This window comes from Streptomyces sp. NBC_00239, assembly GCF_036194065.1.
Lineage (GTDB): Bacteria > Actinomycetota > Actinomycetes > Streptomycetales > Streptomycetaceae > Streptomyces.
In genome coordinates this window covers 5,959,876-5,984,879 of sequence record NZ_CP108095.1, presented here as the reverse complement: position 1 = coordinate 5,984,879, position 25,004 = coordinate 5,959,876, and the positions used below count along the sequence as shown (strand labels likewise).

Annotated in this window: 21 protein-coding genes; 6 read left to right on the top strand and 15 right to left on the bottom strand. The window is 71.7% G+C overall.

Annotated features, from left to right (window positions below; genetic code table 11):
* Positions 1-2: 2 nt before the first annotated feature.
* From OG764_RS26290 to OG764_RS26280, 3 genes are all read right to left on the bottom strand, one after another.
* Positions 3-818 (bottom strand): glutamate ABC transporter substrate-binding protein, encoded by an 816-nt coding sequence (locus OG764_RS26290; RefSeq protein WP_328970896.1) that lies wholly within the window; start codon positions 816-818, stop codon positions 3-5.
* A 254-nt stretch (positions 819-1,072) separates the two neighbouring features.
* Positions 1,073-2,500 carry a pyruvate kinase gene (pyk, locus tag OG764_RS26285; RefSeq protein ID WP_328970895.1) on the bottom strand — a complete coding sequence of 476 codons (1,428 nt, stop codon included), beginning with the start codon at positions 2,498-2,500 and terminating at the stop codon, positions 1,073-1,075.
* Between the two features lie 144 nt (positions 2,501-2,644).
* Positions 2,645-3,346: an SIMPL domain-containing protein gene (locus tag OG764_RS26280; RefSeq protein WP_328970894.1), complete on the bottom strand. Its 702-nt coding sequence runs from the start codon at positions 3,344-3,346 to the stop codon at positions 2,645-2,647.
* 150 nt (positions 3,347-3,496) lie between these two features.
* On the opposite strand from OG764_RS26280, the gene OG764_RS26275 reads away from it, so the two are divergent.
* Positions 3,497-5,302 (top strand): bifunctional metallophosphatase/5'-nucleotidase, encoded by a 1,806-nt coding sequence (locus OG764_RS26275; RefSeq protein WP_328970893.1) that lies wholly within the window; start codon positions 3,497-3,499, stop codon positions 5,300-5,302.
* Between the two features lie 21 nt (positions 5,303-5,323).
* Here OG764_RS26275 and OG764_RS26270 read toward each other — a convergent pair whose 3' ends face one another.
* The 7 genes from OG764_RS26270 to OG764_RS26240 all read right to left on the bottom strand — a co-directional run bounded on the left by OG764_RS26270 (position 5,324) and on the right by OG764_RS26240 (position 15,467).
* A complete protein-coding gene (locus OG764_RS26270; RefSeq protein WP_328970892.1) occupies positions 5,324-6,736 on the bottom strand; it encodes a lysine N(6)-hydroxylase/L-ornithine N(5)-oxygenase family protein in 1,413 nt (470 codons plus the stop codon).
* Complete coding sequence (locus OG764_RS26265) at positions 6,733-8,301, bottom strand: pyridoxal phosphate-dependent decarboxylase family protein (RefSeq protein ID WP_328970891.1); 1,569 nt, start codon at positions 8,299-8,301, stop codon at positions 6,733-6,735. Before OG764_RS26265 ends, OG764_RS26270 begins: the two co-directional genes overlap by 4 nt.
* A gap of 756 nt (positions 8,302-9,057) precedes the next feature.
* The gene (gene pepN, locus OG764_RS26260) at positions 9,058-11,616 is read right to left on the bottom strand and encodes an aminopeptidase N (protein ID WP_328970890.1); all 2,559 of its coding nucleotides are present in this window, start codon (positions 11,614-11,616) and stop codon (positions 9,058-9,060) included.
* A 106-nt stretch (positions 11,617-11,722) separates the two neighbouring features.
* Positions 11,723-12,034 (bottom strand): chorismate mutase, encoded by a 312-nt coding sequence (locus tag OG764_RS26255; protein ID WP_328970889.1) that lies wholly within the window; start codon positions 12,032-12,034, stop codon positions 11,723-11,725.
* Positions 12,035-12,608: 574 nt separating this feature from the next.
* Entirely contained in the window at positions 12,609-13,406 is a 798-nt protein-coding gene (locus OG764_RS26250) for a serine protease (RefSeq protein ID WP_328970888.1), read from the bottom strand.
* 380 nt (positions 13,407-13,786) lie between these two features.
* Complete coding sequence (locus tag OG764_RS26245) at positions 13,787-14,695, bottom strand: SDR family oxidoreductase (RefSeq protein ID WP_328970887.1); 909 nt, start codon at positions 14,693-14,695, stop codon at positions 13,787-13,789.
* 1 nt (position 14,696) lies between these two features.
* Positions 14,697-15,467 (bottom strand): SDR family oxidoreductase, encoded by a 771-nt coding sequence (locus tag OG764_RS26240; protein WP_328970886.1) that lies wholly within the window; start codon positions 15,465-15,467, stop codon positions 14,697-14,699.
* Positions 15,468-15,523: 56 nt separating this feature from the next.
* Here OG764_RS26240 and OG764_RS26235 point away from each other — a divergent pair, with 56 nt between their 5' ends.
* The 5 genes from OG764_RS26235 to OG764_RS26215 are packed head-to-tail and all read left to right on the top strand — an operon-like array spanning position 15,524 to position 19,935.
* Positions 15,524-16,273, top strand: a complete 750-nt coding sequence (locus tag OG764_RS26235) for an enoyl-CoA hydratase family protein (RefSeq protein WP_328970885.1) — start codon at positions 15,524-15,526, stop codon at positions 16,271-16,273.
* Positions 16,270-17,121: a CoA transferase subunit A gene (locus OG764_RS26230; RefSeq protein WP_328970884.1), complete on the top strand. Its 852-nt coding sequence runs from the start codon at positions 16,270-16,272 to the stop codon at positions 17,119-17,121. The genes OG764_RS26235 and OG764_RS26230 overlap by 4 nt, the downstream gene beginning before the upstream one ends.
* Before the next feature lie 41 nt (positions 17,122-17,162).
* Positions 17,163-17,885, top strand: a complete 723-nt coding sequence (locus tag OG764_RS26225) for a CoA-transferase subunit beta (protein ID WP_328970883.1) — start codon at positions 17,163-17,165, stop codon at positions 17,883-17,885.
* Positions 17,885-18,940: an NAD(P)H-dependent flavin oxidoreductase gene (locus OG764_RS26220; RefSeq protein WP_328970882.1), complete on the top strand. Its 1,056-nt coding sequence runs from the start codon at positions 17,885-17,887 to the stop codon at positions 18,938-18,940. Before OG764_RS26225 ends, OG764_RS26220 begins: the two co-directional genes overlap by 1 nt.
* Complete coding sequence (locus OG764_RS26215) at positions 18,937-19,935, top strand: tyrosine-protein phosphatase (protein WP_328970881.1); 999 nt, start codon at positions 18,937-18,939, stop codon at positions 19,933-19,935. The genes OG764_RS26220 and OG764_RS26215 overlap by 4 nt, the downstream gene beginning before the upstream one ends.
* A 110-nt stretch (positions 19,936-20,045) precedes the next feature.
* On the opposite strand, the gene OG764_RS26210 is transcribed toward OG764_RS26215, so the two are convergent.
* The 5 genes from OG764_RS26210 to OG764_RS26190 form a co-directional block, all read right to left on the bottom strand.
* The gene (locus OG764_RS26210) at positions 20,046-21,707 is read right to left on the bottom strand and encodes a DEAD/DEAH box helicase (protein WP_443056050.1); all 1,662 of its coding nucleotides are present in this window, start codon (positions 21,705-21,707) and stop codon (positions 20,046-20,048) included.
* 91 nt (positions 21,708-21,798) lie between these two features.
* Positions 21,799-22,002, bottom strand: a complete 204-nt coding sequence (locus tag OG764_RS26205; protein WP_150210372.1) for a cold-shock protein — start codon at positions 22,000-22,002, stop codon at positions 21,799-21,801.
* Between the two features lie 262 nt (positions 22,003-22,264).
* Positions 22,265-23,422, bottom strand: a complete 1,158-nt coding sequence (locus OG764_RS26200; RefSeq protein WP_328970880.1) for an acetyl-CoA C-acetyltransferase — start codon at positions 23,420-23,422, stop codon at positions 22,265-22,267.
* Positions 23,423-23,453: 31 nt separating this feature from the next.
* Positions 23,454-24,098 (bottom strand): TetR/AcrR family transcriptional regulator, encoded by a 645-nt coding sequence (locus OG764_RS26195; RefSeq protein ID WP_443056049.1) that lies wholly within the window; start codon positions 24,096-24,098, stop codon positions 23,454-23,456.
* A gap of 33 nt (positions 24,099-24,131) precedes the next feature.
* Complete coding sequence (locus OG764_RS26190; RefSeq protein ID WP_328970879.1) at positions 24,132-24,959, bottom strand: SDR family oxidoreductase; 828 nt, start codon at positions 24,957-24,959, stop codon at positions 24,132-24,134.
* Positions 24,960-25,004 lie beyond the last annotated feature (45 nt).

Below are 25,004 nucleotides of genomic sequence, written 5' to 3'. Positions count from 1 at the left end.
GCTCAGCCCTCCGTGATGGCCGGGGCCGGGTCGGACTTGTAGTTGGCGGGGCCGAAGTTCGTCTTCACGTACTCGGCCCAGGAGCCGTCCTGGACCATCTTCTTCAGGGCCGCGTTGATCTTCGTGCGGAGCTCCGCCTTGCCCTTCTTGACGCCGATGCCGTACTTCTCGTTGCTGAGGCTGAGGCCGATCAGGCGGAACTGGCCCTGGTACTTCTTCTGCGCGGCGAACCCGGCGAGGATCGAGTTGTCCGTGGTCATCGCGTCGAGGAAGGTGTCCTTGAGGGCGACGGCGCACTCGGAGTAGTTGCCGAGTTCCATCATGCTGGCCTTGGGGGCCAGCTTCTCCTTGACGTTGCGGGCCGAGGTGGAGCCGGTCACCGAGCAGAGGCGCTTGGAGTTGAGGTCCGAGGCGTCCTTGATGGTCTTGTCGGAGGCGCGGACCATCAGGTCCTGGTGGGCGGTGAAGTACGGGCCCGCGAAGTCGATCTTCGCCTTGCGCTTGTCGGTGATCGAGTAGCTGGCGACGACGTAGTCGACCTCGCCGTACTGGAGCAGCAGTTCGCGGTCGAGGCTGGTGACCTGCTTGAACTCGATCTGGTCTGCCTCGTAGCCGAGCTGCTTGGCGACGTAGGTCGCGACGTCGACGTCGAAGCCGCTGAAGGTGCCGTCGTGGTCCTTGAAGCCGAGGCCGGGCTGGTCGAACTTGATCCCGATGGAGATCTTCTCCTGCTCCTCGCTGCTGCCGCCGCAGGCGCTGGCGGTGAGGGTGAGGGCGAGGACGGCCGCGGAGAGGCCGGCTCGGGAGGAGATGCTCATACGGGGGACTTCCTTCGGTTCTTGCGCGGAAGGAAGTGCACGTTCTTCCTCGGCTGCAAGGAACCTAGAGAGCCGGTCGGTGCAGCGTCATCAGAGTTGAGCAAAACTTGAGGATAACGATCCGGTTCCGCCGGAGATCTTGCGGCGGCCCGGTCGTGGCGCGGGAAGATCGTCCGCGGCGGTCACGCGCCGTGTGGGCGGTGCCGCCGCGGAGTGACCCGTTCCGGTGCGCGGGGTGTCAGCGCGGGCGGGGGTCAGCGGACTGCGTCGCCGATGTGGTGGACGCGGACCAGGTTGGTGGAGCCGGAGACTCCGGGCGGTGAGCCGGCGGTGATGACGACGGTGTCGCCGGGTGCGCAGCGGCCGATGCGGAGGAGTTCTTCGTCGACTTGGGCGACCATCGCGTCGGTGGAGTCGACGTGGGGGCCGAGGAAGGTTTCGACGCCCCAGGTGAGGTTGAGCTGGGAGCGGGTGGCTGGGTCGGGGGTGAAGGCGAGGAGGGGGATGGGGCTGCGGTAGCGGGAGAGGCGGCGGACGGTGTCGCCGCTCTGGGTGAAGGCGACGAGGTATTTGGCGCCGAGGAAGTCGCCCATTTCGGCGGCGGCGCGGGCGACGGCGCCGGCTTGGGTGCGGGGTTTGTTGCGGTCGGTGAGGGCGGGGAGGCCTTTGGCGAGGATGTCTTCTTCGGCGGCTTCGACGATGCGGGACATGGTGCGGACGGTTTCGACGGGGAATTTTCCGACGCTGGTTTCGCCGGAGAGCATGACGGCGTCGGTGCCGTCGATGACGGCGTTGGCGACGTCGGATGCTTCGGCGCGGGTGGGTCGGGAGTTGTCGATCATCGAGTCGAGCATTTGGGTGGCGACGATGACGGGTTTGGCGTTGCGCTTGGCGAGTTTGACGGCGCGCTTTTGGACGATGGGGACTTGTTCGAGGGGCATTTCGACGCCGAGGTCGCCGCGGGCGACCATGATGCCGTCGAAGGCGGCGACGATGTCGTCGATGTTCTCGACGGCCTGGGGCTTTTCGATCTTTGCGATGACGGGGAGGCGGCGGCCTTCTTCGTCCATGATGCGGTGGACTGCTTCGATGTCGCGGCCGCTGCGGACGAAGGAGAGGGCGATGACGTCGGCGCCGGTGCGCAGGGCCCAGCGGAGGTCTTCGACGTCTTTGTCCGAGAGGGCGGGGACGGAGACGGCTACGCCGGGGAGGTTGAGGCCTTTGTGGTCGGAGACCATGCCGCCTTCGATGACGCGGGTGTGGACGCGGGGTCCGTCGACGGCGGTGACCTGGAGGGTGACGCGGCCGTCGTCGACGAGGATGCGTTCGCCGGTGGTGACGTCGGTGGCGAGTCCGTTGTAGGTGGTGCCGCAGGTGTGGCGGTCGCCTTCGATGTCTTCGACGGTGATGGTGAATTCGTCGCCGCGTTCAAGGAGTACGGGGCCTTCGGTGAAGCGGCCGAGGCGGATCTTCGGGCCTTGAAGGTCGGCGAGGATGCCGACGCTGCGGCCGGTCTCGTCGGAGGCCTTGCGTACGCGGTGGTAGCGCTCCTCGTGTTCGGCGTAGGTGCCGTGGCTGAGGTTGAAGCGGGCGATGTCCATTCCGGCTTCGACCAGGGCTTTGATCTGGTCGTATGTGTCGGTGGCGGGGCCCAGGGTGCAGACGATTTTTGCTCGGCGCATGGGGCGAGGGTATGCCCCTACCGATCAGTAGTGGATGGGTTCGGGGTGGCTGCTCAACAACCTTTTGGTGAAGGGTTGTTGACAAGTCTCGAATGGTGAGCGGGGGTGCTCCGATGAGCACCCCGCGCGGTGGGGTGGGGGGTGTCAGAGGCGCGGTGGGGTCATGGTGAAGCGGGCGTTGACGGAGGCGTAGACGGTTTGGCGTTGGGGTTCGAGGTCGAGGGCGGGGGCGGTTTCGGTGTCGGCGGCGAAGGCCATGGAGCGCATGGTGCCGGCGGTGCCGGGGCGGCCGAAGGGTTGAGTGTCTTCGGCGCCGAGGTCGGCGAGTTCGACGAGGGCGGCGAGTTGGGCGCCGAGGGCGGTGGCGTATTCGCGGGCGCGTTGGACGGCTTCGAGTACGGCTTGGCGGCGGGCGTCGCCGTGGGCGGGTGAGTCGGGGCGCAGGGCCCACCAGGGTCCGTCGACGCTGGTGAGTTCGAGGTCGGCGAGACGGGTGGTGAGTTCGCCGAGGGCGGTGAAGTCGCCGAGTTCTGCGGTGAGGTGGACGCGGCCGTGGTAGGCGCGGATGCGTTCGGCGCGGCCGTGGCGGGTGAGTTCGGGGGTGATGGAGAAGGTGCCGGTTTCGAGTTTTTCGACGGCGTCGCCGTAGCTTTTGACGAGGTCGAGGACGGTGGTGTTGCGGCGGGTGAGGTCTTCGAGGGCGGTGCGTCGGTCGGTGCCGCGGGCGCTGATGGTGATGCCGAGGCGGGCGATTTCGGGGTCGACTTCGATGTGGGCTTCGCCGCGGACGGCGACGCGGGGTACTTCGGGGGTGCCGTAGGGCTGGGGTGTGGGGTCTTGGGTCATGCGTTCCACTGTCGCATTGGGGGTGGTGGGTGTGTCGGTCATCGGATCGAAACCTGCCAGGGGTGTTGTGGCCGGTTGTCGCTGGGTCAGAATCTACGCGCGTTGGTGTTGGTGTCTACGCGCGTTGTTCGGTCTCACGAGGGAGATGACATGCCGTTCGATCGTCGGACGTTTCTGGGTACGTCGGCTGCTACGGGTGCTGCGGTGGCGGTGGGTGGGGCGGTGGCGGCTCCGGCTGCGGCTGCTTCCGGTGGGCGGCGGCCGCATCCGCGTCCGCGGACGTACGCGTTCACGGTGATGGGGACGACGGACCTGCACGGGAATGTCTTCAACTGGGATTACTTCACGGACAAGGAGTTCGACGACAAGGCGCACAACGATGTGGGTCTGGCGAAGATCTCGACGCTGGTGGATCGGGTGCGTGCGGAGAAGGGGCGTGGGAACACGCTGCTGATCGATGCGGGTGACACGATCCAGGGGACGCAGCTGTCGTATTACTACGCGAAGGTGGATCCGATCACGGCGCGGCGTGGTCCGGTGCATCCGATGGCGCAGGCGATGAATGCGATCGGGTATGACGCGGCGGCGTTGGGGAATCACGAGTTCAATTACGGGATTCCGGTGCTGCGGAAGTTCGAGGAGCAGTGTGATTTTCCGCTGCTTGGGGCGAATGCGTTGGATGCGCGGACGTTGCGGCCGGCGTTCGCTCCGTACAGCATGCACCGGTTGTGTACGCCGCACGGGCCTGATGTGAAGGTGGCGGTGCTGGGTCTGACGAATCCTGGTATTGCGATCTGGGACAAGCAGAACGTGCAGGGGAAGATGACGTTCCCCGGGTTGGAGGAGCAGGCGGCGAAGTATGTGCCGCGGCTTCGGTCGATGGGTGCGGATGTGGTGATCGTGTCGGCGCATTCGGGGTCGAGCGGTACGTCTTCGTACGGTGACCAGTTGCCGTACATCGAGAATGCGGCTGCGCTGGTGGCGGAGCAGGTGCCGGGGATCGACGCGATTCTGGTGGGGCACGCGCACACGGAGATTCCGGAGTACCGGGTGGCGAACAAGACGACGGGCAAGGAGGTCGTGTTGTCGGAGCCGTTGAAGTGGGGGCAGCGGCTGACGTTGTTCGACTTCGAGCTGTCGTTCGCGCGGGGCCGGTGGAGCGTGGACAAGGTGTCCGCGAAGGTTCTGAACTCGAACACGGTGGCTGAGGACCCGAAGATCACGGGGTTGCTGTCGGACGAGCACCGCAAGGTGGTGGCGTACGTGAATCAGGTGATCGGTACGTCGACGGCGGCGATGGTGTCGGCGGAGGGTCCGGTGAAGGACGTTCCGATCATCGATCTGATCAACCACGTGCAGGCGGACACGGTGAAGTCGGCGCTGGCGGGTACGGAGTGGGCGGCGCTGCCGGTGTTGTCGCAGGCGTCGTGCTTCTCGCGTACGGCGTCGATTCCGGCGGGTCAGGTGACGATTCGCGATGCGGCGGGTCTGTATCCGTTCGAGAACACGCTGGAGGCTCGTCTGATGACGGGTGCGCAGCTGAAGGACTACCTGGAGTATTCGGTCAGGTATTTCGTGCAGACGGCTCCGGGCGCGCCGGTGGATCCGGCTGCGCTGACGAATGCGGAAGGGATCCCGGATTACAATTACGATGCGCTGTACGGGCTGTCGTACGACATTGACATTGCGCAGCCGAAGGGTTCGCGGATCGTGGGTCTGTCGTTTGCGGGGAAGCCGTTGGATCCGGCGGCGCAGTTCGTGTTGGCGGTGAACAATTACCGGGCCTCGGGTGGCGGTAACTTCCCGCATGTTCCGCAGGCCCGGCAGTTGTGGGCGAATTCGGATGAGATACGCAACACGATCATCGGTTGGGTGAAGGCGAAGGGGACGATTGATCCGGCGCAGTTCGCGTCGGTGGACTGGCGTCTGACGCGGGCGGGTGTGCCGGTGTTCTAGTGCGGCGCCCCTTGGGGGGCGTCAGGGGTGTTCGACGAGCGGGAGCAGTTGTCCGGGGATGCGGGTCCGGGGCTGCTCCCGTTCGTGTAGGCCGAAGCGGGTGAAGGCGGTGCGGTCGGGGAGGGGGTAGGGCTCTTTGCCGGTGAGGGTGTTGAGGATGGTGGCGCTGCGCCAGGCGGCGAGGCCGAGGTCGGGGGCGCCCACGCCGTGGGTGTGGCGTTCGCCGTTCTGGACGAAGACGGTGCCGGTGACGGTGGGGTCGAGGTGCATGCGGTAGCGGTCGTCGATGCGGGGGCGGCCGGCGGAGTCCTTGCGGATGTAGGGGTCGAGTCCGGCGAGGAGGCTGCTGAGGGGGCGTTCGCGGTAGCCGGTGGCGAGGACGACGGCGTCGGTGGTGATGCGGGAGCGGGTGCCTTGTTCGGTGTGTTCGAGGTGGAGTTCGACTTTGGTGGTGGCGACGCGGCCGGCGGTGCGGACGCTGACGCCGGGGGTGAGGACGGTGTCGGGCCAGCCGCCGTTGAGGGTGCGGCGGTAGAGCTCTTCGTGGATGGCGGCGATGGTGGCGGCGTCGATGCCCTTGTGGAGTTGCCATTGGGCGGGGACGAGGCGGTCGCGGACGTTTTCGGGGAGGGCGTGGAAGTAGCGGGTGTAGTCGGGGGTGAAGTGTTCGAGGCCGAGCTTGGAGTACTCCATGGGGGCGAAGGAGGGGGTGCGGGCGAGCCAGGTGAGGCGTTCGCGGCCGGCGGGGCGGGCGCGGAGGAGGTCGAGGAAGACTTCGGCTCCGGACTGGCCTGATCCGATGACGGTGACGTGGTCGGCGGCGAGGATGCGTTCGCGGTGGTCGAGGTAGTCGCTGGAGTGGAAGACGGGGACGGTGGGGGCGTCGGCGAGGGGTTTGAGGGGTTCGGGGACGTAGGGGGCGGTGCCGATGCCGAGGGCGAGGTTGCGGGTGTAGGTGCGGCCGAGCGCTTCGGCTTCGCCGTCGGGGTCGAGTTGGGTGAAGTCGACTTCGAAGAGGGCGCGTTCGGGGTTCCAGCGGACGGCGTCGACCTGGTGGCCGAAGTGGAGGCCGGGGAGGTTGCCGGCGACCCAGCGGCAGTAGGCGTCGTATTCGGCGCGGTGGATGTGGAGCTGCTCGGCGAAGTAGAAGGGGAAGAGGCGTTCCTTGTGCCGGAGGTAGCGCAGGAACGACCAGGGGCTGGCGGGGTCGGCGAGGGTGACGAGGTCGGCGAGGAAGGGCACTTGGAGGGTGGCTCCTTCGATGAGGAGTCCGGGGTGCCAGCGGAATTCGGGGCGTTGGTCGTAGAAGGCGGTGGCGGGGCCGCCGTCGTGGGGGCCGTGGGGAAGGCCGTGGGCGAGGGCGGCCAGGGAGAGGTTGAAGGGGCCGATGCCGATGCCCACGAGGTCGTGGGGGGTGTCGAGTTGGGTGGTCATCGGATGCTGCCTTCCAGGAGTTTCACGAGGTCGTGGAGGTCCCTCGTGGTGGTGTGGGGGTTGAGGAGGGTGGCTTTGAGCCAGAGGCGGCCGTCGGCGGTGGCGCGGCCGAGGACGGCGTGGCCGTCGTGGAGGAGGGTGCGGCGGAGTGCGGCGATGCGGGTGTCGGGGAGGTGGGTGGGGCGGAAGAGGACGGTGCTGATGGTGGGTGGTGCGTGGATTTCGAAGTGGGGGTGGTTGTCGAGGAGTTCGGCGAGCCGGTGGGCGGTGGCGCAGGTGCGGTCGATGAGGGCGGCGAGGCCGTCTCGGCCGAGGGAGCGGAGGGTGGCGGCGATTTTGAGGATGTCGGGGCGGCGGGTGGTGCGCAGGGAGCGGCCGAGGAGGTCGGGGAGGCCGGCGTCGGTGTCGTCTTCGGCGTTGAGGTAGTCGGCCTGGTGGTGGAGGGGGGCGAGGAGGTGCCGGTCGGGGACGGCGAGGAGGCCGGCGGCGGCGGGTTGCCAGCCGAGTTTGTGCAGGTCGAGGGTGATGGAGTGGGCGTGTTGGAGGCCGTTGAGTAGGGGGCGGTGGCGGGGGCTGAAGGCGAGGAGGCCGCCGTAGGCGGCGTCGATGTGGAGTTCGGTGCGGTGGGCGGCGCAGACGGCGGCGAGGTCGGCGAGGGGGTCGATGAGGCCGGCGTCGGTGGTGCCGGCGGTGGCGGCGACGAGGGTGGGGCCGGGGTGGTCGGTGAGGGCGCGGTCGAGGGTGTCGGGGTGGAGGGTGCCGTCGGGGGTGGGGAGGGTGAGGGGGGTGGGGAGGCCGAGGAGCCAGGCTGCGCGGGGCAGGGAGTGGTGGGCGTTGGCGCCGTGGACGAGGCGGACGGGGCCGTGGCGTTCGCGGGCGAGGAGCAGGGCGAGCTGGTTGGCTTCGGTGCCGCCGGTGGTGACGAGGGCGTCGGGGTCGGGGGTGCGGGGGTCGGCGGTGCGGGCGTTGGCGGTGCGGGCGTTGGCGGTGCCGGGGTCAGGAATGTGGGGGGCGGGGCTGCGGGGGTCGAGGGTGCGGGCGTGGGAGGTGCCGGGGACTGGGCTGCCCGGGACAGGACTGCCGGGCGTGGGGGTGTCGGGGGTGTCGGGGGTGTCGTAGAGGTGGCGGGCGAGGGTGCGGGTGACGAGGGCTTCGAGGGCGGAGGCGGCGGGGGCCTGGTCCCAGGAGTCCAGCGAGGGGTTGAGGGCGGAGGCGGCGAGGTCGGCGGCGGCCGCGACGGCGAGCGGCGGGCAGTGCAGGTGGGCGAGGCAGCGGGGGTCCGCGGGGTCGGCGGCGCCTGCGGCGAGGGCGCGGACGAGGGTGCGGAGGGCTTCGTCGTCGCCGGTGCCGTGTGCGGGGAACACGTCGCCGAGGGTGGTGGTGAGGCGGGCGGTGACGGAGCCGGGGCCGCCGGGGGGCAGGGGGCCGTTGCGGTCGCGGGCGCCGGTGCCGAGGGCGTCGAGGACGGTGGCGAGGAGCGGGCGCAGGGCGGCGGGGCCGGCGGTTCCGCCGGCGAGCGGCGGAAGGGGGTGTGGGTGGGGGTGCTGGCCGGGCGGGGCTGTCATCGGGTTCCTCACGGCGGTCGGCGGCGGGGCGGGTGCCGGTGCCGTGGCGATCTGGTGCGCGGCCCGTGAGGGGTTTCCGGTGGGGGTCCGCCGGGGCGGTCCGGCTGTACGTGGGTCGCGCGCCGGGCGCCCGCATGCGGGCGGTTCCTGGCACCCGCTCTGGTCAACGATCCGCCCCGAATGGGGTAACCCTGCCCCGCCCCGACCGCCGCTTTTCAGCCGCCCCGACGCAAACGCCCGTACGGTCCGGCGCCCCGCCGAAAGGGGCCCGGCCTGAGCGGGCCGATTCGGCCTCGCCGGCCGACCCGGCACCACCTTCAGCGCCTCGTCGGCTGCCCGAGAGACAACGTCCATCCCCGCCGGCCGCCCGACGGCGCCCATCCCCGCCGACCGTCCGACGGCCACCCCCATCCCCGCCGGCAGCCCGAGGGGCAACTTCCAGCCTCGCCGGCAATCCCCAGCCTCGCCGGCGTTTGAGGCGCGGGTCCGGGCAGAGCCCGGTACCCGGCGCCAGCCGGGTTGCAGTCCTGGGGCTCCGCCCCAGACCCCGCGCCTCAAACGCCGGCGAGGCTGAGGGGTTGCGCCCCAGGGCACCGGCGAGGCTGGAGCGGTCCCCGCCCGAGGCGCCGCCTCAAACGCCGGCGGGGCTGGATTTCCCGCACGCGGCGCCGACAAGCCCGGAGGTTGTACCCCTGGGCGCCGGGGAGGCTGGGCGGCAGCATGCCGTCGGGGCGTGGGGCGGGGCGGGTCGGGGGGTTAGGGGGTGGTGCGGATGTGGAGGGCTCGGGTGAGGTCGTCGAGTTGGTCGACGAGCTTGCGGCGCAGGGCGGGGATCATCTCGGCGGTGTCGAGGCAGTCCTGGCCGATGCGGAGCGCGTCGGGGTCGACCGCGTGCGCGGGGAACGCGTACCGTCCGGCGGCTTCGGCCATGGCGGGCCCGCGGCGGTCGGCGAGCGCGACGGCGTCGGGGTAGAAGCGGGCGACGTACGGCCGGACGAGTTCGGCTTGTTCCGGCTGCCAGAAGCCCTGCGCGGTGGCGCTGAAGAGGTAGTTGGAGAGGTCGTCGTGGGCGAACATGCGCTCCCAGGCGGCTTCCTTGGCGGCGGCGTCGGGCATGGCGGCGCGGCAGCGGGCGGCGCCTTCGCGGCCGGTGGCGGTGGGGTCGCGGTCGAGTTCGGCGGCGATGTCGGTTTCGTCGGCGGCGCCGAGGACGCTGAGGCGGGCGAGGATCCGCCAGCGCAGTTCGGGGTCGAGTTCCGGTCCGCCGGTGACGGTGCCGTCGGCGAGCCAGGCGGCGATGGTGTCGGGCTGGGTGGCGCTGTCGATGAAGGTGCGTACGGCGGTGAGGCGCAGCCCGGCGTCCTGGGCGCTGCGCCGTTCGGTGCTCTGGCCGGACTTCCAGTCGTCGGCGGTGAGGCCTTCGGTGCGGCGGATCAGGGCGCGGGTGGCGGAGGTGAGGACGGCGAGGGCGGCGGGGCGGTCGGCCGTGGTGACGTAGCGGTCGGCGATGTGGGTGCGGGCGAAGCCGAGGACGCCTTGGACGATGGCGAGGTCGTTTTCGGCGGGGAGGTGGGTGTGGGCGGTGTCGAGGTAGGCGGAGGGGTCGAGTTCGCCGTCGCGGACCATGTCGCGCAGGGAGTTCCATACGACGGCCCGGGTGAGCGGGTCGGGGATGGTGGAGATGCCGCGGAGGGCGGTGTCGAGGGAGTGCGCGTCGAGGCGGACCTTGGCGTAGGTGAGGTCGGCGTCGTTGAGGACGAGGAGGGCGGGGCGGGGGCCGGCGCCGGAGACGATCTCGTCGGAGGGGACGTCGAGGTCGAGGACGTCGCGGGGTTCGAGGGTGCTGTCGGGTGCGTGGTCGAAGGCGGCGACGTTGATGCGGTGGGGGCGGCTGCCGTCGCGGCGTACGGCGAGGGTCCAGCCGTCGGGGCTTTCGTGGATTTCGGGGGTGAGGGTGTCGGTGCCGGTGGTGCGCAGCCAGGTGTCGGCCCAGGCGTGGACGTCGCGGTCGGTGTGGGCGGCGAGGGAGTCGACGAAGTCGGCGAGGGAGGCGTTGGCGAAGCGGTGGCGGGTGAAGTGGGTGTTGATGCCGGCGAGGAAGTCTTTTTCGCCGAGCCAGGCGACGAGCTGGCGGAGGGCGGAGGCGCCCTTGGCGTAGGAGATGCCGTCGAAGTTGAGGAGGGCGGAGGCGGTGTCGGGGACGGCGGCGGGGTCGGGGGCGACGGGGTGCGTGGAGGGGCGCTGGTCGGCGTCGTATCCCCAGGCTTTGCGGGTGATGGCGAAGTCGGTCCAGGTGTCGGTGAAGCGGGTGGCTTCGGTGAGGGTCTGGTAGCCCATGTATTCGGCGAAGGACTCGTTGAGCCAGATGTCGTCCCACCAGCGAAGGGTGACGAGGTCGCCGAACCACATGTGGGCCATTTCGTGGGCGATGACCATGGCGCGGGTCTGGCGTTCGGTGTCGGTGACGGCGGAGCGGTAGACGAATTCGTCGCGGAAGGTGACGAGGCCGGGGTTTTCCATGGCGCCCGCGTTGAATTCGGGGACGAAGGCCTGGTCGTAGGAGTCGAAGGGGTACGGCTCGGTGAACTTGGCGTGGTAGCGGTCGAAGCAGTCGCGGGTGATGCCGAGGATTTCGTCGGCGTCGGCGTCGAGGTGGTCGGCGAGGGAGCGGCGGCAGTGGATGGCGAAGGGCAGGCCGGCGTGTTCGGTGCGGATGCTGTGCCAGGGGCCTGCGGCGACGGCGGCGAGGTAGGTGGAGATGACGGGGGTGGTGGCGGCGCGCCAGGTGGTGGCGCCGTCTTCGCGTTCGCCGGTCTTTTCGGTGATGCCGTTGGCGAGGACGGTCCAGCCGGCGGGGGCGGTCACGGTGATCGTGAAGGCGGCCTTGAGGTCGGGCTGGTCGAAGGCGGCGTAGACGCGCTGGACGTCGTCGAGGAAGAGCTGGGTGTAGACGTACGTTTCGCCGTCGGTGGGGTCGGTGAAGCGGTGCATGCCCTCGCCGGTGTGGGAGTAGCGCATGCGGGTGTCGACGCGGAGCTCGTGGGGGCCGGCGGTGAGGCCGGTGAGCGGGAGCCGGCCGTCGTGGAGGGTGGCGGTGTCGAGGGGTTGTCCGTCGAGGGTGGCGGAGCGCAGGGTTTCCGGTTTCAGTTCCACGAAGGTGTCGCCGTCGCTTCGGGCGGTGAAGCGGATGGCGGTGGTGGAGTCGAAGGTCTCGTCGCCGGTGGTGAGATCGAGGTCGATCGCGTAGTGGTCGACGTCGAGGAGCTGTGCTCGGAGCTGCGCTTCGTTGCGCGTCAGTACGGACATGGGCCCCATGCTGCCTGATGGGGCCCTGTCTGCCGTAGGCCGTTCAGGCCGTCTCTTGCGGATCCGGCCTGGCCGGCAGGGTCCGGAAGGGACGGCCTGGGGGGTGTGGGGGTTTCTACTCTTCGCCCGCGGCGATCGTCTCGTGGTGGCGGATGACCTCCGCGATGACGAAGTTGAGGAGCTTTTCCGCGAAGGCGGGGTCGAGTTTGGCGCTCTCGGCGAGCTCGCGCAGGCGGGTGATCTGGCTGGCTTCGCGGGCGGGGTCGGCGGGTGGCAGGTGGTGCTTTGCCTTGAGGTGGCCGACCTGCTGGGTGGCCTTGAATCGCTCGGCGAGCATGTGGACCACGGCCGCGTCGATGTTGTCGATGCTGTCCCGGAGCCGGGACAGTTCCTCACGGACGTTTTCGTCGATGTCGCTGGTCTTCATGTGGCCTGAGCTTACGCGGCCGGGCCGGTGGGATCATCGGTCGGCCGTTCTGTGAGACGGGTTCCGGCCGGGGCGGGTGGGGGGTGATGGGGGTGCCGGCGGCTGTGGCCGGCGGGGGTGATCGTGCCTGGTCACCGGGTGTGGGGGTGCGGTGACCTGCCGGTCGCGGTCGGGGGTGGGGGCGGTGAGTGCCGGTCGCCTTCGGGGGCGGGGTGCCTCGGCCGTCCGGCCGGTTGTACGGGGGCCGGACGGCCGAGGCGGGGACGCTCGTACGGGCTCGGGCTCGGGCTCGGGCTCGGGCTCGGGCTCGGGCTCGGGCTCGGGCTCGGGCTCGGGCTCGGGCTCGGGCTCGGGCTCGGGCTCGAGTTCGGGTTCGGGTCACGGGCCCAGGGCTCGGGGCCGAAGCTCGGGGCCGAGGGCTCAGGGCTGGGGCTGGGCCCGGGGCTGGGCCCGGGGCTGGGCCCGGGGCTGGGACCCGGGCACGTGCACGGACACGTGCGCCGGGGCCGTGGGTGCCGGGGCCGCCGGCCCGCTCCGGGTGGGTCCGGGCGGGTGGTGGCGGCCCCGGCGGGGGTCACATGCCGGCCGCGGCCGACTTGATGGCGGCGGCGAAGGTGGAGACCTCCGTGTAGACGCCGGGGTAGTCGGGGCGGGCGCAGCCTTCGCCCCAGCTGACGATGCCGACCTGGATCCAGGCGCCGGCGTTGTCGCGGCGGAACATGGGGCCGCCGGAGTCTCCCTGGCAGGTGTCGACGCCGCCGACGCCCAGCAGGCCGGCGCAGATCTCCTCGCCGGCGATGAGGGAGCCGCCGTAGGCGTCCTGGCAGTCGGCGTCGGAGACGAAGGGGACGTTGGCCTTGAGGAGGTAGCGCTGCTGGCTGCCGCCTTCGCGGGCGGCGCCCCAGCCGGCCACGGTGAAGGTGCCGTTGTTGTAGGCGGTGGTGTCGGCGATCTTGAGGGTGGGGAGGTTGATGGGCTTGGCGAGCTTGATCAGCGCCCAGTCCTTGCCGCTGCCGTTGTAGCCGGGGGCGCGCAGCACCTTGGTGGACTTGACCTTGATGGCGCTGCTGCTCTGGAGGTCGACGACGCCGGCGGTGGCGGTGATGGAGGTGGTGTTGCCGGAGGCGCCGACGCAGTGGGCGGCGGTGAGGACGATCTGCTGGGTGTAGAGGGCGCCGCCACAGCCCATGGAGAGGCGGACCATGAAGGGGAATTCGCCCTGGGCGGCGCGGGTGCCGCCGACGACGGGGGCCGGCGAGGCGGTGGCGGCGGCCGGCTGGAGGCTGAAGGCGGCGAGGGCTACGGCGCCTGCGGCGAGGGTGCGCTTGATGAAGCGGGCAGGGGTCTTCTGCTTCCGGGTTGTGTTCAACACACTGCCTTTCGTGGGGGGTGGGGCTGTGCGTGTGGCGTGGGTGCGCCTGCCGGGCGCACCGGAACACGATGCGCCTGACGCGTACATGTCACACCCTGGTCCACGTGTCGAACAAGAAGGCGTTTTTGGCCAAACCCGGGGCCGGTGCCGCACGGTCCTCAGCGGCGCGACGCGTGGCACGACCTGACAAAGTCAAGACCGTCCGGGTGAGTGCGGTTCAGCCGGTGTCCCGGGTGGGTAGTAAAGCCCTGTCGCACGAGTCAAGGATCCGGGCCCGACCTCCCGCCAGGGGGCCGGGCCCGGATTCATGTACGGGCCCGGATTCACGCACGGGCCCGGCCGGCCGCCGGACTCGCCGGCCTTCCCCCCTCCCCCGCCCGTCAGTTGGCGCCGTACACCGGGCGGGCGGGCTGTGACTCGGCGAGGAGGGCGGTGGCCGCGCGGCCGGCTTCCGCCGGGGTCCAGCGGGCGCCCTTGTCGGTGGTGGCGCCCGGGCGCCAGCCGTCCATCACCGTGATCCGGCCTCCCTCCGTCTCGAAGACCCGACCGGTGACGCCCGCCGAGGCGTCCGAGCCCAGCCAGACCACCAGCGGGGACACGTTCGCGGGCGCCATGGCGTCGAACTCACCCTCCCCCGGCGCGGCCATCGTCTCGGCGAAGGCCTGTTCCGTCATGCGGGTGCGGGCGGCCGGGGCGATCGCGTTGACCTGGACTCCGTAGCGGCCCATCTCGGCGGCGGCGACGAGGGTGAGGCCGAGGATGCCGGCCTTGGCCGCGCTGTAGTTGCCCTGGCCCACCGACCCCAGCAGGCCGGCCCCGGAGGAGGTGTTGACCACCCGGGCGGCGGGCGCGCGGCCCGCCTTGGCCTCGGCCCGCCAGTGCGCGGCCGCGTGCCGCAGCGGCAGGAAGTGGCCCTTGAGGTGGACCCGCATGACCGCGTCCCAGTCGTCCTCGTCGAGGTTGACCAGCATCCGGTCGCGCAGGAAGCCCGCGTTGTTGACGAGGGTGTCGAGGCGGCCGTAGGTGTCGACCGCGCAGGCGATCAGCGAGGCGGCTCCCTCGGTGGTGGCGATGTCCCCGCCGTGCGCGACGGCCGATCCGCCCCGCGCCCGGATCTCGTCGGCGACCTGCGCGGCGGGGCTGCCGGGGGCGGGGACGCCGTCCAGGCCCACCCCGAGGTCGTTCACCACGACCCGGGCGCCTTCCGCGGCGAACGCGAGCGCGTGCGCCCGGCCCAGTCCCCGGCCCGCGCCCGTCACGATCACGACCCGACCTTCGGCGATACCCATATCAGCTCTCCTCTGTCTTGTTGGCGTTTGCCGCGTCGAGGAAGGCCGGGCGTTCGCCGCCGCCGTGCACGAGCAGGCTCGCGCCGCTCACGTAGGCCGCCCGGTCCGAGGCGAGGAACACCGCCGCCGCGCCCACGTCCGAGGGCTCGGCGAGCCGGCCCAGGGGCACGGTCGCCGCGACCGCCGCGACGCCGCGCTCGTCGCCGTAGTGCAGGTGCGCCAGTTCGGTCCGCACCATGCCCAGGACGAGACTGTTCACCCGCACCTCGGGGGCCCATTCCACGGCCATCGAGCGGGCCAGGCTCTCCAGTCCGGCCTTCGCCGCACCGTAGGCCGCCGTGCCCGGTGACGGTCGGGTGCCGCTCACGCTGGTGATCATCACGATCGAGCCGCGGGCCGTGCGCAGCTGCTCGTACGCGGCGAGGGAGGCGGTGAGCGGGGCGGTGAGGTTGAGGTCGAGGACGCGGGCGTGGCGCTGTGCGCCGCCTTCGGCGAGCGGCCGGTACGGGGTGCCGCCGGCGTTGTTGACCAGGCAGTCGAGGCGCCCGTGGCGGGCCGCGACCTGCGCGAAGAGGGCGTCGACGGCCGCCGGGTCGCGCAGGTCGGCGGGGATGTGGGTGGCGGTGCGGCCGCCGGCGGCGACCGGTGCGTCGGGTGGTCTGCGGGCGCAGAGGACGACCTCGGCGCCCGCGGCGAGGAACGACCGGGCGATGCCGGCTCCGACGCCGCGGGTGCCGCCGGTGACGACGGCGACCCTCCCGTCCAGCTCCATGGGCTGCTACCTTCCTCACCTAACAAATGTTTGGTGGAAAGGTAGCTGATCCTCCCATGGGTGTCTCCACCTCCCGCCCGGACAAGGGCGTCGCACTCGTCACCACCGACTTCCCTCCCGTCAACGCGCTGCCCGTGCAGGGCTGGTACGACCTCGCCGACGCACTGCGCGCGGCCGGCCGCGACCCGGAGGTCCGGTGCGTGGTGCTGGCCGCCGAGGGCCGCGGCTTCAACGCCGGGGTCGACATCAAGGAGATGCAGCGCGACCCCGGCCACGGCGCGCTGATCGGCGCCAACCGCGGCTGCTACGAGGCCTTCGCGGCGGTGTACGAGTGCGAGGTGCCGGTGGTGGCGGCGGTCAACGGCTTCTGCCTGGGCGGCGGCATCGGCCTGGTCGGCAACGCCGACGCGATCGTGGCGAGCGACGACGCGGTCTTCGGGCTGCCGGAGCTGGACCGCGGGGCGCTCGGCGCGGCCACGCACCTGTCCCGGCTGGTCCCCCAGCACCTGATGCGCGCCCTGTACTACACCTCGCGCACCGCGACCGCCGCCGAGCTGCACGCGCACGGCTCGGTGTGGGAGGTGGTGCCGCGGGAGCGGCTGCGGGCCGCCGCGCTCGCGCTGGCCGGGGAGATCGCCCGGAAGGACGGCTACCTGATCCGGCTGGCGAAGGCCGCCATCAACGGCATCGACCCGGTGGACGTGCGCCGCAGCTACCGCTTCGAGCAGGGATTCACCTTCGAGGCCAACCTCAGCGGGGTCGCCGACCGGGTCCGCGACTCCTTCGGGAAGGGGCAGGACGCGTGACCGACAAGACCATGAGCGCCGACGACGCCGTGGGCCGGCTGGCCGACGGGATGACCGTCGGCATCGGCGGCTGGGGCTCGCGGCGCAAGCCGATGGCCCTGGTGCGAGCACTGCTCCGGACCGGGATCACCGATCTCACCGTCGTCTCGTACGGCGGTCCGGACGTGGGCCTGCTCGCGGCGGCCGGCCGGATCCGGCGCCTGATCGCCCCCTTCGCGACCCTCGACTCGATCCCGCTGGAACCGCACTTCCGGGCCGCCCGCGAGCGCGCCGCCTTCGAGATGACCGAGCTCGACGAGGCGATGTTCATGTGGGGGCTGCACGCCGCCGCGAACCGGCTGCCGTTCCTGCCCGTACGCGCCGGCATCGGCTCCGACGTGATGCGGGTCAACCCCTGGCTGAAGACCGTACGGTCGCCCTACGAGGACGGCGAGGAGTTCGTCGCCGCGCCCGCCCTGCGCCTGGACGCCGCCCTGGTCCACCTCAACCGGGCCGACCGGCTCGGCAACGGCCAGTACCTGGGCCCCGACCCGTACTTCGACGACCTGTTCTGCGAGGCCGCCGACACCGCGTACGTGTCCTGCGAGCAGATCGTGGAGAGCGCCGAGCTGACGAAGGACGCCGCCCCGCAGACCCTGCTGGTCTCCCGGCACTCCGTCACCGGCGTCGTCGAGGCCCCGCACGGCGCGCACTTCACCTCCTGCGTCCCCGACTACGGCCGCGACGAGGCCTTCCAGAAGCTGTACGCGACCACTCCCTGGGGCGAGTTCGCCGAGCGCTTCCTGTCCGGGCCGGACGAGCACGCCTACCAGTCCGCCGTCCGCACCTGGCACGAGGAGCAGAAGTGAGCGGCGCAGAAGTGAGCAGCGCAGAGGCGCGAGGAGCAGAAGTGATCAGCCGTTCCGAATACTGCGTGGTGGCGTGCGCCGAGGCCTGGCGGGACAACGGCGAGGTGCTCGCCAGCCCCATGGGGCTCGTCCCGTCCTTCGGTGCCCGGCTCGCCAAGCGGACGTTCTCCCCCGACCTGCTGCTGACCGACGGCGAGGCCGTGCTCGTCGGGCTGGACGGCACCGTCGAGGGCTGGCTGCCGTACCGCCGCCACCTGGCGATGGTCACCGGCGGCCGTCGGCACGTGATGATGGGCGCCAGCCAGATCGACCGGTACGGCAACCAGAACATCTCGTGCATCGGTGCCTGGGAGCGCCCCGCCCGCCAGCTCCTCGGGGTGCGCGGCGCGCCCGCCAACACCCTGAACAACCCGGTCAGTTACTGGGTGCCCCGGCATTCGCCGCGGGTGTTCGTGGAGCGCGTCGACATGGTCAGCGGGGTCGGGTACGACCGGGCCGCGGCCGTCGGCGCCCGCCACCACCGGCTGCCGCGGGTCGTCAGCGACCTCGGCGTGTTCGACTTCGAGACCCCGGACCACCGCATGCGGCTGGCGTCGGTGCATCCGGGGGTGAGCGTCGAGGAGGTCGTGGCGGCCACCGGCTTCGAGCTGGCGATCGGGGAGCGGGTGCCGTTCACGCGGGAGCCGACCGCGGCCGAGCTGCGGCTGATCCGCGAGGTCGTCGACCCGCAGGGCCTGCGGGACCGGGAAGTGCGGGCCGCCTGATGGAGACGGCGCTCACGAAGCTCGTCGGCATCGAGCATCCGGTGGTGCAGACGGGGATGGGCTGGGTGGCGGGTCCGCGGCTGGTGTCGGCGACCGCGAACGCGGGGGCGCTGGGCATCCTCGCGTCCGCGACCATGACGCTGGAGCAGCTGCGGTCGGCGGTCCGCGAGGTGAAGTCCCGTACCGGCGCCCCGTTCGGGGTGAACCTGCGGGCGGACGCCGGGGACGCGGCCGAGCGGGCGCAGCTGATCGTCGACGAAGGGGTGCGGGTCGCCTCGTTCGCGCTGGCGCCGTCGCGGGAGCTGATCGCGCGGCTGAAGGACGCGGGCGTGGTGGTGATCCCGTCGGTGGGGGCGCGGCGGCACGCGGAGAAGGTCGCCGGGTGGGGTGCGGACGCGGTGATCGTGCAGGGCGGCGAGGGTGGCGGGCACACCGGGGAGGTGGCCACGACGGTGTTGTTGCCGCAGGTGGTGGACGCGGTGGACATCCCGGTGGTCGCGGCGGGCGGTTTCCACGACGGGCGGGGGCTGGTGGCGGCGCTCGCGTTCGGGGCGGCGGGCGTCGCGATGGGCACCCGTTTCCTGCTCACCTCGGATTCGACCGTTCCGGACGCCGTGAAGGCGCGCTATCTGGCGGCGGCGGTGAAGGACGTCACGGTGACCACGGCCGTGGACGGGCTGCCGCACCGGATGCTGCGCACCCCGCTGGTGGCGTCGCTGGAGCGGTCGGGGCGGGCCGGGGCGCTGCTGCGGGCGGTGCGGCACGCGGCGGGGTTCCGCCGGATCTCGGGGATGGGCTGGCCGCAGATGGTGCGGGACGGGCTGGCGATGAAACACGGCAAGGACCTGTCCTGGAGCCAGGTCCTGCTCGCCGCGAACACCCCGATGCTCCTGAAGGCGTCCATGGTCGAGGGCCGTACGGACCTCGGAATCATGGCATCGGGCCAGGTCGCGGGCGTGATCGAGGACCTTCCGTCGTGTGCGGAGCTCGTCGCCCGGGTGATGGCCGAGGCACAGCAGGTACTGGACGAGCTGCCAAGGAGATACGACACATGAGCCGTGCTCGAAGAACGCGACGGATCCGGCTGGCTTCGGCGGGGGCGCTGCTGTGCGCACTCGCCGTGGGGACGCTCCCGGCGACCGCGCACGCGACCGCCGGGAGCCCGGGGAGCGCCGGGACTCCGGGGAGCGCCGGAAGTGCGGGGAGCGCCGCGGCCGCGCTGCTGCGCCAGCATCCGCGGGCGCCGTACGGGACGACGGCGATCCGGCAGATACCCCTGCAGGGCGCGGTCAACGTCCGTGACCTGGGCGGATACCGCACGTACACGGGCGGTCAGGTGCGCCAGGGCCTGGTGTACCGCTCGGACGCGCTCGGCAAGGTGACGGACGCCGACGTCGCCACCCTGGCGGGGCTGGGGCTGGCGAAGGTCGTGGACTTCCGGATCCCGCTGGAGGTCCAGTACGACGGCGGCGACCGGCTGCCGGCGGGGCTCGCGGTGACCTCGCGGCCGGTGAGCGACCTCGGGCTGTTCGGGACGCTGCTGACGGCGATCGGGAGCGGCGACCCGGTCCGGCAGGAGGCGATGCTGGGCGGCGGACGGGCGGAGGCGTACATGCGGGACATCTACCGCACGTTCGTCACGAGCGCCGAGAACCGGGCGCAGTTCGCGGCGACGCTGCGGGACCTGGCGGCCGGCGGGCAGGGCCCGCTGCTGTTCCACTGCACGTCGGGCAAGGACCGTACGGGCTGGCTGGGCTACGTGCTGCTGCGCGCGCTGGCCGTGCCCGAGGGGACGGCCGCGCAGGACTACCTGGCGTCGAACGCGTTCCGCGGCGCGTACGACGCCCGGGTCCGCGAGGGGCTGCGGCAGTCCGGCCGGATGCAGAATCCGGATCTGCTGATCCCGCTCCAGGAGGTCCGTCAGGACTACCTGGACGCGGCGACCGCGCAGCTGGCCGCCGACTACGGCGACTTCTACGGGTACCTGACGCGCGGGCTGGGCCTCGACCTGTCCACGCTGGCGAAGCTCCATTCCCGGCTGGTCCGCTGAGTCCCGGCCGGTCCGCCGGGTGCGCTGGGCCTGCCGGCGCCCGCAAACGCACCGGGGCCGGTGCCGTGATCGCTCACGGCACCGGCCCCGGTCATGCTGCGCGGTGCGGGTCAGGCCGTGCGGCCGGACGCGGGACGGCCGCCGCCGCCCTGGCGGCGGGCCTGGCCGCCACCGGTACGGGCCTGGCCGCCGCCGGTGCGCGGCTGGCCGCCGCCGGTGCGGGCCTGGCCGCCGCCGGAGCGGGTGCGCGAGGTCGTGCCGGTGCCCGTGGCGGCGGCGCCGCCGGCGGGCTGGCCGCCGGTGCGGGGCCGGCGGGTGCGGGCACCCGCGGTGGTGGCGCCGGCGGCGGGCGCGCCGCTGCCGGAGCCGGCCGGGCGGGAGCGCCGCGGCTTGGCCGGGGACTTCGCCCGGGCGGGGGCCGCCGGCTGGGGCACGTCCACGACGACCGGGACGCCGGAGGGCTCGCGGGCGCCGGTGAGGCGGGCCAGCTCCTCGTCGGAGGAACGGATCTGCGCGGCGCGCGGGGCGATCCCGGCGTCCGACATCAGGCGGCTCATGTCGCGCTTCTGCTCGGGCAGCACCAGGGTGACCACGCTGCCGGACTCGCCGGCGCGGGCGGTGCGTCCGCCGCGGTGCAGGTAGTCCTTGTGGTCGGTGGGCGGGTCCACGTTGACGACGAGGTCGAGGTCGTCGATGTGGATGCCGCGGGCCGCGACGTTGGTCGCGATCAGCGCGGTGACCTGGCCGTTCTTGAACTGGTCCAGGGTGCGGTTGCGCTGCGGCTGGGAGCGGCCGCCGTGCAGGCCGGAGGCGCGTACGCCGCTGGCGAGGAGCCGCTTGACGAGGCGGTCCACGGAGCGCTTGGTGTCCAGGAACATGATGACGCGGCCGTCGCGGGCGGCGATGCGCGCGGTGACGGCCTTCTTGTCGGTCTCGTCCAGGACGTACAGGACGTGGTGCTCCATGGTGACGACGGCGCCGGCCGAGGGGTCCACGGAGTGCGTCACCGGGTCGGTGAGGAACTGCTTGACCAGCCGGTCGACGTTCTTGTCGAGGGTCGCGGAGAAGAGCAGCCGCTGGCCGCCCTCCTCGACCTGCTTGAGCAGGGCGGTGACCTGGGGCAGGAAGCCCATGTCGGTCATCTGGTCGGCTTCGTCGAGGACGGTGATCGCGACCTGGGCGAGGGTGACGTCGCCGCGGTCGATGAGGTCCTTGAGGCGGCCCGGGGTGGCGACGAGCACTTCGGCGCCGCGCTTGAGGGCGGTGGCCTGCCGGTTGATCGACATGCCGCCGACGACCGTGGCTATGCGCAGGTTGACGGAGGTCGCGTACGGGGTCAGCGCGTCGGTGACCTGCTGCGCGAGCTCGCGGGTCGGTACGAGGACCAGGGCCAGCGGCGCGCGGGGCTCGGCGCGGCGGCCGGCGGTGCGGGCGAGCAGGGCCAGGCCGAACGCGAGGGTCTTGCCGGAGCCGGTGCGGCCGCGGCCGAGGAGGTCACGGCCGGCGAGCGAGTTCGGCAGGGTGGCGCCCTGGATGGGGAAGGGCTCGGTCACACCCTGGGCGGTGAGGGTCTTGAGCAGCGCGGCCGGCATGTCCAGGTCCTCGAAGGAGGCGACCGGGGGCAGGGCGGGGGTCAAGGTCTCCGGCATGGTGAATTCCTGGGGCCGCGCCACGGCCTTCGGGCGGCCAGCGGCGGCCTTCGGGCGGCCCTGGGCGGCGCCCCGGTTGCTGCTGGGGCGGCGGGGGGCACGGGCGGAGCTGGAGCTGGTCATGCGGAGACGCCCTCCTGAGTGACGGACAGAGCGGACAGCGCAAACCGGGGCCCGCACCAAGCGGTGCGGGCCCCGGCCGTGCGGTGAGCAATCAGGCGGGGAGGATGTTCTCCGCCTGGGGGCCCTTCTGGCCCTGCGTGACGTCGAAGGTCACCTTCTGGCCTTCCTGGAGCTCACGGAAGCCCTGGGTGGCGATGTTGGAGTAGTGGGCGAACACGTCCGGGCCGCCACCCTCCTGCTCGATGAAGCCGAAGCCCTTTTCCGAGTTGAACCACTTCACGGTGCCGTTGGCCATAACAATCTCCTGAATGTGAGGGAACCCATCCGGAGATGCCGGAAAACAGTAAAAGCGCCTGAGGAACATTCCCGTCAGGCGCGCATAAAGTTCATGGGTACCACAACTGCAACTCTCCAAAGCTAACACATCACGGTGGGGTAGCTGAGCCGCCCGCCCCCGGTGCGTTGTTCCCCACACCGGCCGGGCGGCGGCACGGGGGCCCGGGCCGCCCGCGCCGGGGCCCGTGCCCGGGCCCCGTTCCGGGCCGCCCGCCCGGCCGTCAGAGGCGTTCGATGATCGTGACGTTCGCCTGGCCGCCGCCCTCGCACATGGTCTGGAGGCCGTAGCGGCCGCCGGTCCGCTCCAGTTCGTGCAGCAGTGTCGTCATCAGCTTGACGCCGGTGGCGCCCAGCGGGTGGCCCAGGGCGATGGCTCCTCCGTTGGGGTTGACCTTCGCCGGGTCCGCGCCGGTCTCCTTCAGCCAGGCGAGCACGACGGGGGCGAAGGCCTCGTTGATCTCGACCAGGTCGATGTCGTCGAGGGTCATGCCGGCCTTCTTCAGTGCGTACGCGGTCGCCGGGATGGGGGCCGACAGCATCCGGATCGGGTCCTCGCCGCGCACCGACAGGTGGTGGATGCGGGCCCGAGGGGTCAGTCCGTGCTCGCGTACGGCGCGTTCCGAGGCGAGCAGCATGGCGGCCGCGCCGTCGGAGACCTGGGAGGAGACGGCGGCGGTGATGGTGCCGCCCGCGACGACCGGTTTCAGGCCCGCCATCTTCTCCAGGGTGGTGTCGCGGCGCGGGCCCTCGTCGGTGGTCACGTTCCCGTAGGGGACGGTCTCGCGGGTGAAGCGGCCCTCGTCGATGGCGCGGGCGGCCCGCCGGTGGGAGCGCAGCGCGAACTCCTCCATGTCGCGGCGGGAGATGCCCCATTTCTCGGCGATGAGCTGGGCGCCGTGGAACTGGTTGACGGGCGCGTCGCCGTAGCGGGCCCGCCAGCCCGCCGAGCCGGCGTAGGGGCCTTCGGTCAGGCCGAGGGGCTCGGCGGCCTGCCGGGAGGCGAAGGCGATCGGGATCATCGACATGTTCTGGGTGCCGCCGGCGACCACCAGGTCCTGGGTGCCGGAGAGGACGCCCTGTGCGGCGAAGTGCACGGCCTGCTGGGAGGAGCCGCACTGGCGGTCGACGGTGACGCCGGGGACCTCTTCGGGCAGCCCGGCGGCCAGCCATGCGGTGCGGGCGATGTCGCCGGCCTGCGGGCCGACCGTGTCGAGGCAGCCGAAGACGACGTCCTCGACGGCACCGGGTTCCACTCCGGAGCGTTCGACCAGGGCCTTCAGCACGTGTGCGCCGAGGTCGGCGGGGTGTACCCCGGCCAGTCCCCCGCCCCGCCTGCCGACGGGGGTGCGGACCGCTTCGACGATGTAGGCCTCGGGCATGGCTGCTGCTCCTTCGGATCGGATCCTTGGGTTACGTCCGCACGGCGATGCCGTCCAGCACCATCGACAGGTACTGGCGGGCGATCTCCTCGGGGCTGTGCTGGCCGCCGGGCCGGTACCAGGAGGCCGCCACCCAGACCGTGTCGCGGACGAACCGGTAGGTGAGGCGGATGTCCAGGTCGGCCCGGAAGACCTCGGCCTCGACCCCGCGCTCCAGCGTCCCCAGCCAGGCCTTCTCGAACTTCTGCTGCGAATCGGAGAGGTAGTGGAAGCGGGGCTGCGCGGCCAGGGTGCGGGATTCCTTCTGGTAGATCGCGACGGCGGCGCGGTGCCGGTCGATCTCGCGGAAGGACTCGGTGACGAGGGCCTCGATGGTCTCCCTGGGGCCGAGTCCGGCGTCGAGCACGGCGTCGTACCCGTCCCACAGCTCGGTCAGGAAGGTGGAGAGGATCTCGTCGAGCATCGATTCCTTGGAATCGAAGTGGTAGTAGAGGCTGCCGGCGAGCATGCCGGCGGCGTCGGCGATCTTGCGGACGGTGGTGGCGTTGTAACCCTGTGCCGCGAACACCTCGGCGGCGGTGTCGAGGAGCTCGCGCCGGCGCTCGGGCGAGGCGGTCACCGGGGGCTTCTTCCTGGCGGTGGCGGGCTGCTTGCTGTCGCTGTTCTTCGTGGGCACGCGACCATTCTGTAGCCAGGGGCCGGACGCGCCCTAGGCGCGCTGGCTGCTGACGGAGACGGTCTCGCCCGTCATGTAGGAGGAGTAGCTGCTGGCGAGGAAGACGATGACGTTGGCTATCTCCCAGGGTTCGGCGTACCGGCCGAAGGCCTCGCGGGCGGTGAGTTCCTCCAGCAACTCCTGGCTGGTGACCTTCACCAGGTGCGGGTGCATGGCCAGGCTGGGGGCGACCGCGTTGACGCGGACGCCGAACTCGGCGGCCTCCAGCGCCGCGCAGCGGGTCAGGGCCATCACCCCGGCCTTGGCGGCGGCGTAGTGGGCCTGGCCGGTCTGTGCGCGCCAGCCGACGACGGAGGCGTTGTTGACGATCACCGCGCCGCCGCCGCCGTCGCCGGGGCCGTGGCTGTCGCGGAGTCGGCGCAGGGCGGCGCGGGTGCAGCGGAAGGTGCCGTTCAAGGTGACGTCGAGGACGTTCGACCACTGGTCGTCGGTCATGTCGACGAGGTGCGCGGTGCCGCCGAGTCCGGCGTTGTTGACGACGATGTCGAGGCGGCCGTGGGTGTGTTCGGCGAGGTCGAAGAGGGCCTGTACCTGGTCCTCTTCGGTGACGTCGCAGGGCAGGGCGGCGACGCGGCCGGCGCCGAATTCGGCGGTCAGGCGTTCGGCGGTCTCCTTCAGGCGCCGGGCGTGGGCGTCGCCGATGACGATCCGGGCGCCCTCCTCCAGGAACCTGCGGGCAGTGGCCCCGCCGATGCCGGCTCCGGCGGCGGCGGTGATGACGGCGGTGCGGCCGTCGAGCAGGTGGTGGCCGTGCGTGTAGGCGGGTGTGTGGGCGGGTGTGTGGGCGGGTGCCGCTGTCATGCCCGTACCTCCGTGGGAAGCCGCTCCTCGACGCTGCTCATGGCC

Bases quoted from the DNA above. Each gene is read 5' to 3' on its own strand.
- OG764_RS26290 (WP_328970896.1), bottom strand. From the start codon at position 818: ATGAGCATCTCCTCCCGAGCCGGCCTCTCCGCGGCCGTCCTCGCCCTC.
- pyk (WP_328970895.1), bottom strand. From the start codon at position 2,500: ATGCGCCGAGCAAAAATCGTCTGCACCCTGGGCCCCGCCACCGACACA.
- OG764_RS26280 (WP_328970894.1), bottom strand. From the start codon at position 3,346: ATGACCCAAGACCCCACACCCCAGCCCTACGGCACCCCCGAAGTACCC.
- OG764_RS26275 (WP_328970893.1), top strand. From the start codon at position 3,497: ATGCCGTTCGATCGTCGGACGTTTCTGGGTACGTCGGCTGCTACGGGT.
- OG764_RS26270 (WP_328970892.1), bottom strand. From the start codon at position 6,736: ATGACCACCCAACTCGACACCCCCCACGACCTCGTGGGCATCGGCATC.
- OG764_RS26265 (WP_328970891.1), bottom strand. From the start codon at position 8,301: ATGACAGCCCCGCCCGGCCAGCACCCCCACCCACACCCCCTTCCGCCG.
- pepN (WP_328970890.1), bottom strand. From the start codon at position 11,616: ATGGGGCCCATGTCCGTACTGACGCGCAACGAAGCGCAGCTCCGAGCA.
- OG764_RS26255 (WP_328970889.1), bottom strand. From the start codon at position 12,034: ATGAAGACCAGCGACATCGACGAAAACGTCCGTGAGGAACTGTCCCGG.
- OG764_RS26245 (WP_328970887.1), bottom strand. From the start codon at position 14,695: ATGGGTATCGCCGAAGGTCGGGTCGTGATCGTGACGGGCGCGGGCCGG.
- OG764_RS26240 (WP_328970886.1), bottom strand. From the start codon at position 15,467: ATGGAGCTGGACGGGAGGGTCGCCGTCGTCACCGGCGGCACCCGCGGC.
- OG764_RS26235 (WP_328970885.1), top strand. From the start codon at position 15,524: ATGGGTGTCTCCACCTCCCGCCCGGACAAGGGCGTCGCACTCGTCACC.
- OG764_RS26220 (WP_328970882.1), top strand. From the start codon at position 17,885: ATGGAGACGGCGCTCACGAAGCTCGTCGGCATCGAGCATCCGGTGGTG.
- OG764_RS26215 (WP_328970881.1), top strand. From the start codon at position 18,937: ATGAGCCGTGCTCGAAGAACGCGACGGATCCGGCTGGCTTCGGCGGGG.
- OG764_RS26210 (WP_443056050.1), bottom strand. From the start codon at position 21,707: ATGACCAGCTCCAGCTCCGCCCGTGCCCCCCGCCGCCCCAGCAGCAAC.
- OG764_RS26205 (WP_150210372.1), bottom strand. From the start codon at position 22,002: ATGGCCAACGGCACCGTGAAGTGGTTCAACTCGGAAAAGGGCTTCGGC.
- OG764_RS26200 (WP_328970880.1), bottom strand. From the start codon at position 23,422: ATGCCCGAGGCCTACATCGTCGAAGCGGTCCGCACCCCCGTCGGCAGG.
- OG764_RS26190 (WP_328970879.1), bottom strand. From the start codon at position 24,959: ATGACAGCGGCACCCGCCCACACACCCGCCCACACACCCGCCTACACG.